The organism is Lutibacter sp., from assembly GCF_021647475.1.
In the GTDB taxonomy this organism is placed as follows: Bacteria; Bacteroidota; Bacteroidia; order Flavobacteriales; family Flavobacteriaceae; genus Lutibacter.
Window position 1 is genome coordinate 1 of sequence record NZ_JAKIUR010000065.1, and the last position, 13,443, is coordinate 13,443.

General features: G+C 31.3%; 10 protein-coding genes. 5 read left to right on the forward strand and 5 right to left on the reverse strand.

Features of this window, described 5'->3' with window-relative positions; all coding sequences use genetic code 11:
* Positions 1-192 precede the first annotated feature (192 nt).
* From L3J60_RS12070 to L3J60_RS12090, 5 genes are all read right to left on the reverse strand, one after another.
* Positions 193-1,815 carry a YiiX/YebB-like N1pC/P60 family cysteine hydrolase gene (locus L3J60_RS12070; RefSeq protein WP_291975808.1) on the reverse strand — a complete coding sequence of 541 codons (1,623 nt, stop codon included), beginning with the start codon at positions 1,813-1,815 and terminating at the stop codon, positions 193-195.
* Between the two features lie 336 nt (positions 1,816-2,151).
* Positions 2,152-5,403, reverse strand: a complete 3,252-nt coding sequence (locus L3J60_RS12075) for a hypothetical protein (protein WP_291975809.1) — start codon at positions 5,401-5,403, stop codon at positions 2,152-2,154.
* Between the two features lie 109 nt (positions 5,404-5,512).
* Positions 5,513-6,262 (reverse strand): succinate dehydrogenase/fumarate reductase iron-sulfur subunit, encoded by a 750-nt coding sequence (locus tag L3J60_RS12080; protein WP_291975810.1) that lies wholly within the window; start codon positions 6,260-6,262, stop codon positions 5,513-5,515.
* Between the two features lie 11 nt (positions 6,263-6,273).
* Entirely contained in the window at positions 6,274-8,187 is a 1,914-nt protein-coding gene (locus tag L3J60_RS12085) for a fumarate reductase/succinate dehydrogenase flavoprotein subunit (protein WP_291975811.1), read from the reverse strand.
* An 8-nt stretch (positions 8,188-8,195) separates the two neighbouring features.
* Positions 8,196-8,882: a succinate dehydrogenase cytochrome b subunit gene (locus L3J60_RS12090; protein WP_291975812.1), complete on the reverse strand. Its 687-nt coding sequence runs from the start codon at positions 8,880-8,882 to the stop codon at positions 8,196-8,198.
* 189 nt (positions 8,883-9,071) lie between these two features.
* On the opposite strand from L3J60_RS12090, the gene L3J60_RS12095 reads away from it, so the two are divergent.
* The 5 genes from L3J60_RS12095 to L3J60_RS12115 all read left to right on the forward strand — a co-directional run bounded on the left by L3J60_RS12095 (position 9,072) and on the right by L3J60_RS12115 (position 13,341).
* Positions 9,072-9,713 (forward strand): succinate dehydrogenase cytochrome b subunit, encoded by a 642-nt coding sequence (locus tag L3J60_RS12095; protein ID WP_291975813.1) that lies wholly within the window; start codon positions 9,072-9,074, stop codon positions 9,711-9,713.
* A gap of 13 nt (positions 9,714-9,726) precedes the next feature.
* A complete protein-coding gene (locus L3J60_RS12100; protein WP_291975814.1) occupies positions 9,727-11,679 on the forward strand; it encodes a fumarate reductase/succinate dehydrogenase flavoprotein subunit in 1,953 nt (650 codons plus the stop codon).
* Positions 11,680-11,714: 35 nt separating this feature from the next.
* Positions 11,715-12,077, forward strand: a complete 363-nt coding sequence (locus L3J60_RS12105; RefSeq protein ID WP_291975816.1) for a four helix bundle protein — start codon at positions 11,715-11,717, stop codon at positions 12,075-12,077.
* Between the two features lie 19 nt (positions 12,078-12,096).
* Positions 12,097-12,843 carry a succinate dehydrogenase/fumarate reductase iron-sulfur subunit gene (locus tag L3J60_RS12110; RefSeq protein WP_291975817.1) on the forward strand — a complete coding sequence of 249 codons (747 nt, stop codon included), beginning with the start codon at positions 12,097-12,099 and terminating at the stop codon, positions 12,841-12,843.
* 147 nt (positions 12,844-12,990) lie between these two features.
* Positions 12,991-13,341, forward strand: coding sequence for a hypothetical protein (locus L3J60_RS12115; RefSeq protein ID WP_291975818.1), 351 nt, complete (start codon positions 12,991-12,993; stop codon positions 13,339-13,341).
* The last annotated feature ends 102 nt before the right edge of the window (positions 13,342-13,443 follow it).

A 13,443-nucleotide genomic window follows, 5' to 3' on the forward strand; every position in this document is an offset into this window, starting at 1 on the left:
TATAGCATCTCTACGAATGATGTTTCTCTCTTGGTCTTTTACGCTTCTTAAATCTATTTTTTCCATAGCATAAAGATACGAAAAATATTTTAAATATTAAAGAACTATTGATTCTTTGTTAATATTACTAATTACGGACATACATTTTTTTTTAAGTTATGTAACTAACTATTGACCTCTATAAAAGTTTTGTTAAAATTTGGAATATTCAAGTATTTTGTTGGGCTTGGTGCAAGGTTCTTTGTACTTAAATCGGTCTTTTTCACATTTAGGATTTATAAAAATAAAACCATTATTTTTTTGTGTATATCCTAGGTTTTTTGCTAAATCGAAGAGGTTTTTATTATCAATGTTTTTTTTATTTGAACTTATATAATATTGAAGCGATATGGGTGAATTTTTATATAAAGCAAGTGATAATAAATTATCTGGTGTAACAATAAATCTATTAAATGAATACATATAAGGCCAATGAATGGCTCCAAAAACATCGTATAATAATTCCGAACATATAAGTTTGTCATTTGTTTCGGTATCAAAATTAAAGTCATACTTTTTCCCTAATTGACCTAATAAATTATTTAAAAAGGTTAGCTTAAAATTTGTTGGAAGTTGGTCAAAATTTGTAATTCTTAAAATGGCAACTTCATCAACATTTAAAAACTGTTTAAGTTTTTTTAAGTGAGTTCCTCTTCTATTGGTTTCAATAATACAAAAACCTTCTTGAATTTGCTTTTGAAAAGGAACTATTACTGGATGATTCCATAAGTAGCTATCTTCTAATTGTTTTTTGGTACCTAAATAAATGGCGACATGACCAAAATGACCAGTAATTAATTTGTCCGTTAATAAAAAACTGGTTTTTTCAGCAATTATATCTAAGGGTTTAAGCCGTTCAAAAAGTTCATTATAAATAGAATCATTTTTAAATAAATAGCCGTTTCTATATTTAAACAATCCAATAAAATTACCCATTAATCTACTTAAAAAGTATGTAAAGGTTCTACCTGTATTATGAAATTTATCTTTCATAAAAAGTTTTCTAAACTTTTTGTTATCTTTTTTTATAAAACTATTCCTATAAGATTTTGAGGATAATTCTTTAAAAAGGGTATCGGAATGGCTGAATTTAGTATGAATAATTATTTTGTTAATTTGTTGTTTAATTGCTTTAAAATTTTTCCTTTTTAATTGCTTTCGCACCATTTTTTTTAAATCGTTTTTTTTAATGTTAAATGAATTATTTTTTTCATTTAAAATGCGTCTAATTCGCTGGATTTTAATTGAATTGGAATAATTTAAATAAAAATTTTGAAGTTGTGAAAGTTGAGATTCTAACATAATAGAAGACAACTTGTTTTTGTTGGTTTTTATCAACAAATTTTGAATTGATTGGTTTAGTAATGTGTATCTTTTATATAGTGAAAATGAATTGCTTATAAATAGTATTTCATTTCCCTTAATAGGAGCTCTTTTTTGGATGGAAGATTCAATTTTATACAAATATTTAGCATTAAAATTTGTAAACCAAGAAAATTCCTTTAGAAAATTTATAAAAAAAGCCTGCAAGCTTGTTTCCTTAATAGTAGAAATATGGTTGTTTAATTCTAACAATTCCTTAGACAATTGGGTAATTTCTAACTCTTGGGTTTCTAGAAAATGACTCATCATTTGAGATTCACTAAAAATGTTGAATGGCGAAGTTGAATAACTTGCAATAGAATTTGTTGCATTCTTTAAATCAAGAGTGATTGTCTTGTATTTCAGTTGCCCAATAACAAGATAGCTGGTTAAAAAAAATAAAATAAGGATCATTTTTTTCATAACAAAACTTACCATCACGAGGTACGTTGCAAATTTGTTCTTTTTTATTAAATAAAAAATGTGCAACATGTAAATTTACAATAAAAATGGTTTAAATTAAGAGGAAATTTAATATTGATTGTCGATGAAAATTTGAGAGAAAACTATCGTTGTATAAAGAAAAAAAAGTAGAGGACTAAAAATGTATTTCATTAAAAATTTGGTGATTATAAGGTGATAAAAGTAAACAATTATTTTAGATACTCCGTTGTGCATTTTAATAAAATTTCGTCACTTTGAATTGACGTAATAGTAGGTTTAAAGAGTTAAAATGCACAACGAGTTTTATCAATAGTTAAGTTCACTTAACTTCTTAAAAGGCGACAGTTTTAAATTTTCAACCGATTTTTGATAATTTGTCCAATCCGTTTCATAAAATTTATTGATTTTAGAGACCATAGCTCCTACTTTTTTATTGGCGTTTTTAACTAAGGTAATTTCTGTAGGTCCGGGTTTTTGCAGTAAAGAATTTACGTAACTTTTGGCTAAATATAAATAAGAAATGGTACTTGGAAATTCCGTTGCAGTTATACCTTGTCGTTTATCTTTTTTGCCAAGCATATCATCTAGCAAACCATTAATTTCTTTTAGCATTTTGGTATGTTCAACTAACAACTTTTTAAATTTTTCTTTTTTATGTTGTGCTTTTATTCTTTTTTGATAATCTTCAACAATTTTCTTAGAACTAAGTAACCGTTGCGTTGCTTTACCCGCAATTCCTAATCTGGCATCCAATTGTTTTAGCAAATCGTATTTACTTTGTAAAACATCCATAGATATTTTAACTCTAGGATCATAAGCTACCGTTATTTTCTGAGTTGCTGTTTGATTTCCAAAATGAAGTTTTATAGTATAATTTCCAGGTAAAACGGTTACTCCTGAAGGTAGATTGCTATTTTTTTTAACTTTTTTTCTAGACGGTCCTCGCATTCCGTTTTCTTCAAAATGCCAATACATTCTATGTACTCCATTTTCTTTTGGTGCTTTCTTTTTTATGCTTCTAATTAATTCATTTTTAGCATTAAAAACTTGAAAGAAAAGAGAATCAAATTTCACTTCGGGTTTTTCTGCTTTTACCGCAATAGTTTTGTCTTTTTTATTTAACTCTTTTTTGTTTTTAGATAAAGACTCATTATTTTTTTTGTGCTTAGGTTTGTTGATGCTATAAGTAATCATTACACCTTTTTTTCTATTATCACCATTAAAAATGGCATTAGCACCAAAACGTGTTCCAGAGGGTTGTTGATTTTGAGTGATAAATGCTTTTGGAGGTGTAAATAAATGTAATGTTTTGTTTAATAATTGATTACCTTCTTTTGCTAAAGCTCTAAACGGACGAATATCATCTAAAATATAAATTGCTCGTCCAAAAGTACCAATAACTAAATCTTGTTCACGTGGTTGAATTGCTAAATCCATAGTGGAAACTGTTGGATAATTCTGAGTCCATTTAGTCCAAGTTTTACCTTCATCAATACTAATATATAATCCAAATTCAGTTCCCAAAAAAAGTAATTTTGGTTCTTCAATATCTTGTATAATTGAGTGTGTATAACCAAAGGTTTCAGGTTTGTTTTTTAATAAATTTTCCCAGGTTTTTCCGTAATTTCTAGTTCTAAATAAATACGGTTTAAAATCAAATTGACGATAATTATTAACTACAACATAAGCCTCACCTGTATTAAATTTTGAAGCTCTAATTTGAGGAATCCAACTTCCTTTAGGGAAGTTTTTGATATTTTTGGAAACATTAACCCAAGTTTCCCCACCATCTTTAGTTAATTGAATATTTCCATCATCAGTGCCAACCCAAATTAGGTTTTCATCTAAAGTACTTGGTTCAATAGCCAAAATAGTACAATGATTTTCAGCTCCTGTAGCATCCATTGTTAAACCGCCACTTTTAAATTGCTTTTGTTTTGTTTTATCATTGGTAGTTAAATCGGGCGAAATTATTTGCCAAGTATAACCTTTATTGGTAGATTTATGCACAAACTGACTTCCAAAATAAATCGTTTTTTTATCAATAGGATTTAAGGCAATAGCTGCATTCCAATTAAATCGAAGTTTAATATCTGGATTTGGATGCGTTGGACGAATCATTTTTACATAGCCTGTTTTTTTGTTGTACCTACCAACAGATCCTTGTTGAGACATGGCATAACCAAATTGAGAGTTGGTTGGGTCAGGAATTACATCAAAACCATCACCAAACATAAGTTCTTGCCAATACGAATTTCGAATTCCTTGAGCCTTTAAAACGTAAGCTGGTCCGCTCCATGAACCATTATCTTGCATTCCTCCATACACATTATAAGGAAAATCGTTATCCACATTAATATGATAAAACTGGCCTACTGGTAAATTTTCTACAAATCGCCAGGTTTTCCCTTTGTTATGGGTAATATTTAAACCACCATCATTGCCGTCCATTATAAAACTTGGATTATTAGGATTAATCCACCAAGCATGATGGTCCGGATGTACGCCATTATTAGAGTTATAAGCCGGCATAAGTTGTTTAAATGATTTTCCTCCATCAACACTAACATTTACATAAGTGAAAATAGTATAAATTCGATTTTCATTGATGGGATCTACATAAATATGAGAATAATAAAAAGGTCTGTTTCCAATACCAGCTTTTCCTTTTCCGCTAGATTTGTCATTTACTTTTTTCCATTTCTCACCACCATCTATGGATTTATAAAGTGCATTTTTTTTAGCTTCTACTAAAGCATAGGCAATGTTGGTATTGCTAGGAGCAATTGCCAAACCAATTCTTCCTAAATTTCCTTCAGGTAAACCTTCTTTAGAAGTGATTTTTTTCCAATTTTCACCGCCATCATAAGTTAAATATATTCCAGAACCTTGTCCACCAGAAGTAAAAGTCCAAGGTTTTCGTTGATGTTCCCACATTGCAGCCATTAATTTATTTGGATTACTTGGGTCAACTACCAAATCGGCACAGCCAGTTTTAGAATTTACAAATAATGATTTTGACCAAGTTTTACCGCCGTCGGTTGTTTTATAAACACCACGTTCAGGATGTGCTCCCCAAGAAGAACCAATAGCACCAACATAAATAATATTTGGATTGGTTTTATCAATTATTATTTTTTGGATGTTGCGTGTTTTTTCTAATCCAACTAATTTCCAAGTTAACCCAGCATCTAAACTTTTATATAAACCATAACCGCTAGAAACGCTGTTTCTAGGATTTCCTTCACCAGTTCCTACCCAAATTACATCAGGATTACTTTGTTGAATGGCTATTGCACCGATAGACATTGGTCCATATTTGTCAAAAATAGGTTTCCAATCTACTCCACCACTTTCTGATTTCCAAACTCCTCCAGAAGCAGATCCAATATACATAATATCAGTATTTTTTATAACAACATCAATAGCTGTAATTCTTCCACTCATACCAGCAGGTCCAATTGATCGGGTTTTAAGACCCTTAAATTTAGCAATGTCAAATTGTTGCGAAAAAGTAATAGTTGAAATTAATAAAACAAGCAAGGTTAGTTTTTTCATTAGTTTTAATTTAGGAACTTCTAAATTTATAAAAAATAATATTAATAAAAATAGGGTTTCTGTTATTAAACAGAAACCCTATTTTTAATAGATTATATAGATCAATATTTTATTCTTTTGAATGACAGACTGCTCTATTATATTCGTAATTCATTCTAGTAATATCTATTAATTGTACTTCTTGTGGGCAAACCATTGCACAAGCTCCTGTGTTTGAACAACTACCAAATCCTTCATTATCATGAGCATTTACCATCCATTGAACACGTTCCTCTCGTTCTACTTTACCTTGAGGTAACTTAGCTAAGTGGCTTATTTTGGCAGATACAAATAGTGCAGCAGATGAATTTTTACAGGTTGCTACACAAGCACCACAACCAATACAAGCAGCACTATCAAAAGCACTTTCGGCAATGTCGTGATGAATTGGAATAGCATTAGCTTCAGGAGCCATTCCGGTAAAAGAAGAAATATAACCACCAGCTTGAATAATTTTATCCATAGAACTTCTGTCAACTTTTAAATCTCTTATAACAGGAAATGAATTTGCTCTAAAAGGTTCAACAAATAAAGTGTCACCATCTTTAAAAGATCGTAAATGAGTTTGGCAGGTTGTATAATGCGATTCAGGACCGTGGGCTTGTCCGTTAATCACTAAAGAACATTGTCCGCAAATTCCTTCACGACAGTCATGGTCAAATTCAATAACTCGTTCTCCTTTAATTGCAAGTGATTGATTTAAAACGTCGAGCATTTCTAAAAATGACATGTCTTCGCTTAAATCAGACATTTTATAAGTTACCATTTTACCTTTTGATTTGGCGTTTTCTTGTCGCCATATTTTAAGTGTCAGTTTCATAATCTTAAATTTTATTTATAGGAGCGAACCGTTGGTTTAACTTCAGTGAATTCTAATGGTTCTTTGTGTAATTTCCAATTTTCACCATTATCCCATTCCCAAGCAGACGAATACATAAAATTTTTGTCATCGCGTTTGGCTTCGCCATCTTCAGTTTGAAAATCTTCTCGGAAATGTGCCCCACAACTTTCTCTTCTATTTAAAGCGTCAACTGCCATTAATTCAGCTATTTCTAGATAGTCTGCTAATCGTCCTGCTTTTTCTAATTCAGAATTAGGTCCATTTTGATCTCCTGAAACAGCTATATTTTCCCAAAATTCTGTTCTAAGTTTTCTAATTTCTTCAATAGCCCATTTCAATCCTTTTTCATTTCTAGACATGGCAACTTCTTTAAACATAATTTTACCTAATCGTCTGTGAATTTTATCTACAGGCATGGTTCCTTTAATAGCTAATAATTTTTCAACTTGTTCTTTTACAGATTTTTCAGCTTCTTCAAATTCAGGAGTATCAGTTGATATTTTTCCGGTTCTAATTTCGTTAGATAAATAATTTGAAATGGTATTTGGTAATATAAAGTTACCATCAACAGATGCTTGTAAAAGTGAATTTGCACCTAGTCGATTTGCACCGTGATCTGCAAAATTGGCTTCACCAACAGCAAATAATCCAGGAATTGTGGTTTGCAATTCGTAATCTACCCATAAACCTCCCATAGAGAAATGAGCAGCAGGTGATATTTTCATAGGTTCTTTGTAGGCATTAATAGCAGTAATTTTTTCATACATAGTAAATAAATTACCATAACGTTCTTTGATAGTATCAACACCTAGTTTTTCAATAGCCGTTTTAAAATCAAGATAAACAGCATTTTTTAAGGAGCCTACTCCATGACCGGCATCCATTCTTTCTTTGGCGGCACGTGAAGCTACATCACGAGGAACTAAGTTCCCAAATGCAGGATATCTTCTTTCTAAATAGTAATCTCTATCTTCTTCAGGAATATCTCCTGGAGCTCTTGTTTCATCTTTCTTTTTAGGAACCCAAATTCTACCATCATTACGTAAAGATTCAGACATTAAGGTTAATTTAGATTGATGTTCTCCAGCTTGTGGTAATGCAGTTGGGTGGATTTGAGTCCATGAAGGATTTGCAAAATAAGCACCTTTTTTATGAGCTCGCCAGTTTGCAGAACCGTTAGAATTCATAGCTAAAGTGGATAAATAAAATATTTTTCCAAAACCACCTGTTCCAAAAACTACGGCATGTGCTGCGTGTCGTTCAATTTTTCCTGTATCTAAATCGCGAGCAATAATTCCACGAGCTTTGCCATCTACTATCACAATATCTAAAATTTCATGTCTTTTATATTGTTTTAGCGTTTCTGCCTTAACTTGTTTCATCATGGCTTGGTAAGTAGCCATTAATAGTTGTTGCCCAGTTTGACCACGAGCATAAAAAGTACGAGAAACCAATACTCCACCAAATGAACGATTGCTTAAATAGCCACTATATTCACGAGCAAAAGGAACACCTTGAGCTACCATATGATCAATTAAATCTACTGATACTTCAGCCATTCTATAAACGTTGGCTTCACGAGACCGGAAATCTCCGCCTTTAATGGTATCGTAAAACATTCTATAAACATTGTCACCATCGTTTTTATAATTTTTAGCGGCATTAACACCACCTTGAGCGGCAACGGAATGTGAGCGACGAGCAGAATCCTGAAAAAAGAAAACTTTTACATTGTACCCTAGTTCAGCTAAAGAAGCTGCAGCTCCACCACCTGATAATCCTGCACCAACTACAATTATATCTAATTTTTTTCTATTTGCCGGATTTACTATATGTGTTTTAGCAAGGTAATTTTGCCATTTATCTTTTAAAGGTCCTACTGGAATTTTTGCGTTAAGAGCCATAATTTTTTTTATTTGAAGTAAAGAATAATAGGAATAATAGCATATAAAATTGCCATAACTAAACTAAAGCATAGTGCTATATACTTAATTGTATTCATTATTTTTTTGGGATAAATTCCTAAAGAACGATGTGCACTTTCAATACCATGAACTAAGTGAAAACCAAGAGCTATAATTCCTATTTCGTAAACAAGTACAAACCACCAGGTTTTTAGAGTAGCAAGAACTAATTCGTATAAATCATGTTCAACTTTTAACACTTTATATTGTAGCCAAAATTGAGCCATGTGTATTACTAAAAAAACACCAATTACAGTGCCTAAAATACCCATATTTCTTGAATACCAAGAGCTAGTAGAATTATCAGTAACTATATATTTTTCACCTTGTGATTTTTTATTTTGAAGTGTTATTAAAAGAGCATCAATAATGTGCGTAATAATTGCTACATATAAAATGTATGCAACAATTGTTACTGGCCAAAAGTGAACCAAAAAGTGAGAATATGCATTATACATATCATGTCCGTTTGCTACATTATTCCAAAATTCTATTGGAAAAAATGAATTTGGAATAACTAAAATAAGATTCCCAATAAGGTGAATTACAAGGAAAAAGATGATAAATAGACCGGTAAACGCCATCAAATTTTTACGACCTACCGATGTTTTGAAGAGTCCTTTTTTTACTGCCATAAGGCTAATTTTTTGAGTTGATTTTATAAAGGTAAAATAGGATATTGTTTTTAATAATGATATTTATCAGATTTCAGATTCCGGATTATTATTTAGAATTAATCTAAATTACTAAAACTCATTTAGTAGGTTTTAATTTTTTCGAATTCAAATGGCTATATTTGTAATCCTCAAAAAAAGTATAATAATATGAACAAATTCTTAACGTCATCTATTGGAAGAAAGATAGTCATGTCACTTACCGGTTTCTTCTTAATAATCTTTTTAATTGTACATCTTAGTATTAACTTATCATTATTTTGGGGGCCAAACGCATTTAACGAGGCCTCTGAATTTATGGCAACTAACGGTGTAATACAAGTAATGCAGTATATTTTAGCTGCTGGTTTTATTTTACATATAATTCAAGGAATATCCTTAGAGCTTAAAAATAGATCTGCTAGATCTATAAAATATGTAGTTAATAAACCTTCTGAAAATTCCACGTTTGCTTCTAGAAATATGATTTATACTGGAATTTTAGTATTGTTATTTTTAATTTTGCACTTATGGGATTTCTTTGTGCAACTAAAGTTTGTTGGAATAGGAAATCTTACAGATTATGAGCTAGTTACTAATCGATTTAGCTCTCCTTTATTTACGGCTATTTATGTAATTGCCTTTGTTTTATTAGGCATTCATTTAAGCCATGGTTTTCAATCTGCTTTTCAAAGTACAGGTGCTAATTACAACAAATACAAAAAGTGTTTAAAATATACTGGCATTGCTTTTAGTATTTTAATTGCTGTAGGTTTTTCTGCAATTGCACTCTATTTTTCTTTCATTAATTAAGAATTAAAAAATTATGACAACATTAAATTCAAAAATACCAGAAGGACCAATAGCTCAACAATGGGAAAACTACAAAGCCCATACCAACTTGGTAAATCCTTCAAACCGTAGAAAACTCGATATCATTATTATTGGTTCTGGATTGGCTGGTGCTGCTGCTGCTGCTACTTTAGGTGAAGCTGGTTACAATGTGAAAGTTTTTTATTTTCAAGACAGTCCAAGACGTGCACACTCAATTGCTGCACAAGGAGGTATCAATGCCTCTAGAAATTATCAAAATGATAATGATAGCGATTATCGTTTATTTTATGATACCGTAAAAGGTGGTGATTATCGTGGACGTGAAGAAAACGTATATCGTTTAGCTCAATTAAGCGGAAATATAATTGACCAATGCGTAGCACAAGGCGTACCTTTTGCACGTGAATATGGAGGAACTTTAGCCAACCGATCTTTTGGTGGTGCTCAAGTTTCAAGAACTTTTTACGCTTCTGGAGCCACCGGACAACAATTATTGTTGGGTGCTTACAGCTCTATGAATCGTCAAATTAAAGCAGGTAAAGTTAAAACCTACAATCGTCACGAAATGTTAGATGTGGTTATTGTAGATGGTAAAGCTCGTGGAATTATTGCTAGAGATTTAGTTACAGGTAAAATAGAACGTTTTGGTGCACATGCGGTGGTAGTTGCTTCTGGTGGTTATGGTAATGTTTTTTATCTTTCTACTAATGCAATGAATTGTAATGCAACTGCCTCTTGGAAAATTTATAAAAAAGGAGCATATTTTGCCAATCCTTGTTATGCACAAATTCACCCAACTTGTATTCCTGTTTCTGGAGAACATCAAAGTAAATTAACTTTAATGTCTGAATCTCTTAGAAATGATGGTAGAATTTGGGTGCCAAAAAATATTGAAGACGTAAAAGCCATCCGAGAAGGCAAATTAAAACCTACTGAAATTGCAGAAGAAAATAGAGATTATTATTTAGAACGACGTTATCCAGCATTTGGGAATTTAGTTCCTCGTGATGTAGCTTCACGTGCCGCAAAAGAACGTTGCGATGCTGGTTATGGTGTAAACAAAGCTGGTTTTGCCGTATATTTAGATTTAGAAGATGCTATTAAAAGACTAGGAAAAGATGTAGTTAAAGAACGTTATGGAAACTTGTTTGATATGTACGAAAATATAACAGGCGATAATCCTTACGTTACTCCGATGATGATTTATCCAGCTTCTCATTATACTATGGGAGGAACTTGGGTTGATTATGAAACTATGACTACAATATCTGGATTATATTCAATTGGCGAAGCAAATTTCTCCGATCACGGAGCAAACCGATTAGGAGCTTCTTCATTAATGCAATGTTTATGTGATGGTTATTTTGTATTGCCAGCCACTATATCTAATTATTTAAATGAAGATATTCATACAGGCCCAATTGCAACTGACACCGCTGATTTTGATAAAGCTGAAGCTGATGTTACAGGTCTAATTGATAAATTATTTGCTATTAAAGGTTCTAAATCAGTTGATTATTTCCATAAAAAACTCGGCAAAGTTATGTGGGATAAAGTAGGTCTTTCTCGCAATGAGAAAAATCTAAAAGAAGCAATTGAAGAAATTAAAGTTATTAGAGAAGATTTCTGGAAAGATGTTCGGGTTACAGGAAAATCAAATCAGTTTAATAACGAGTTAGAAAAAGCTATTCGTGTTGCTGATTTCTTAGAATTAGGAGAGCTAATGGCCATTGACGCATTAAACAGAAAAGAATCTTGTGGTGCACATTACCGTGAAGAATCTGTTGAATTAGACGGCCCTCAAAAAGGGGAAGCTAAACGCAATGATAAAGATTTTACATACGTAGCGGCTTGGGAATATATGGGAGAAGGTAAAGAGCCTAAGCTTCATAAAGAAGAATTGACCTTTAACGCAATTGAATTAAAACAACGTAATTATAAATAAGGTTAAAAGTTGTTAGTGACTAGAAATTAGTTATTATGAGTAAAATAAATTCTTATAAAGATTTGTTTGTTTGGCAAAAGGGTATAGAAATAGTATTATTATCTTATAATATTTCTAAAGTCTTTCCTGCTGACGAAAAATTTGGTTTGATTTCTCAATTAAGAAGAGCTGCAGTCTCAATTCCTTCAAACATTGCCGAAGGTTGGGGACGTGGAACAAAAGCACATTATGCTAATTTTTTGAGAACAGCTAGAGGTTCTTTATTAGAGTTAGAAACTCAGTTAATCATTAGTGAAAAATTAAAATATTATAAAAAATTTGAAACTATTTTTTCTTTAATTGATGAAGAAAGCAAAATGCTCAATTCATTAATAAAGAAAGTTGAAACTAGTATCTAGTTTCTAAAAACTATAAATTATGGATTTTACTTTAAAAATATGGCGTCAGGAAGATGCCAATGCTCAAGGGAGCATGAAAGAATATAAAGTTACAGATATTTCAGCGGAAACTTCATTCTTAGAAATGTTAGATGTGCTAAATCAGAACTTAATTGAAAAAGGTGAAGATGTAATTTCTTTTGATAATGATTGTAGAGAAGGTGTTTGTGGAACTTGCTCCTTATATATTAATGGAGAAGCTCACGGACCAAAAAAATTAGTAACTACTTGCCAATTATATATGCGTTCATTTAAAGATGGACAAACTATTTATGTAGAGCCATTTAGAGCAAATTCTTTTCCTGTGGTTAAGGATTTGGTAGTGGACAGAAGTGCTTTTGAACGTATTCAACAAGCTGGTGGTTATGTTTCATTTAATGCTGGCGGTGCTCCAGATGCTAATGCAATTCCTATTGCAAAAGAAGATGCAGCTGATGCGTTTGATGCCGCAGAATGTATTGGCTGTGGGGCTTGTGTAGCAACTTGTAAAAACTCAAGTGCTATGTTGTTTGTATCTGCTAAAGTTTCGCAATTTGCTTATTTACCACAAGGCCGTGTTGAAGCTACAGAACGTGTTTTAAATATGGTAAATCAAATGGATAATGAAGGCTTTGGAAACTGTACCAATACTGGTGCTTGTGAAGTTGAATGCCCAAAAGGAATTTCATTAGAAAATATTGCACGTTTGAATAGAGAATTTTTAAAAGCAAACGTAGTTCCTAAATAAATTATAGATTACCTTCTTAAATAGCCTCAAAAGTATTTAGTTTTTGAGGCTGTTTACTTTATAAATATATCATATAACAATATTTTATTATTGTTTTTCAATAATTTTTGTATATTTACATACTCTATAAATATAAACACATCAAAAATGAGAAAACTTAATATTTTAAAAGCAATTGTAGATTTTTTTTGGATCATATCTTTACCAATGGTTCCTTTTATTTTATTTTTTGTACCAGCCTTGTTCTTTATTGACGATTTAAATTCATTTCATTTTAAAATTAATGGAATAGAACTAATAGTTTCTAGTATGCCAACAAAAATTATCTTGGCAATCTCTCTTTTATCTTATTTATTGTTATTATATATTGTTTATTTATTTAAGAAAATATTACGCTATTTTAAAAATTTAAAAATATTTGATAATTATGTTATTTTACAACTTAATAAAATAGGCTATTTATTAGTTATTTCTTCATTGGTCACAGATGTTAGTTGAAACTATGCACTTTAGTGCAAGACTTTCAGTTGCTACACAATTTTGTACTTTTGAGATATGAAAGGACAAAGGCGTATGGGTCACACAGTATCTAGACTCACA

Coding starts and splice junctions, on each gene's coding strand:
- L3J60_RS12070 (WP_291975808.1), bottom strand. CDS start 1,815: ATGATCCTTATTTTATTTTTTTTAACCAGCTATCTTGTTATTGGGCAA.
- L3J60_RS12075 (WP_291975809.1), bottom strand. CDS start 5,403: ATGAAAAAACTAACCTTGCTTGTTTTATTAATTTCAACTATTACTTTT.
- L3J60_RS12080 (WP_291975810.1), bottom strand. CDS start 6,262: ATGAAACTGACACTTAAAATATGGCGACAAGAAAACGCCAAATCAAAA.
- L3J60_RS12085 (WP_291975811.1), bottom strand. CDS start 8,187: ATGGCTCTTAACGCAAAAATTCCAGTAGGACCTTTAAAAGATAAATGG.
- L3J60_RS12090 (WP_291975812.1), bottom strand. CDS start 8,882: ATGGCAGTAAAAAAAGGACTCTTCAAAACATCGGTAGGTCGTAAAAAT.
- L3J60_RS12095 (WP_291975813.1), top strand. CDS start 9,072: ATGAACAAATTCTTAACGTCATCTATTGGAAGAAAGATAGTCATGTCA.
- L3J60_RS12100 (WP_291975814.1), top strand. CDS start 9,727: ATGACAACATTAAATTCAAAAATACCAGAAGGACCAATAGCTCAACAA.
- L3J60_RS12105 (WP_291975816.1), top strand. CDS start 11,715: ATGAGTAAAATAAATTCTTATAAAGATTTGTTTGTTTGGCAAAAGGGT.
- L3J60_RS12110 (WP_291975817.1), top strand. CDS start 12,097: ATGGATTTTACTTTAAAAATATGGCGTCAGGAAGATGCCAATGCTCAA.
- L3J60_RS12115 (WP_291975818.1), top strand. CDS start 12,991: ATGAGAAAACTTAATATTTTAAAAGCAATTGTAGATTTTTTTTGGATC.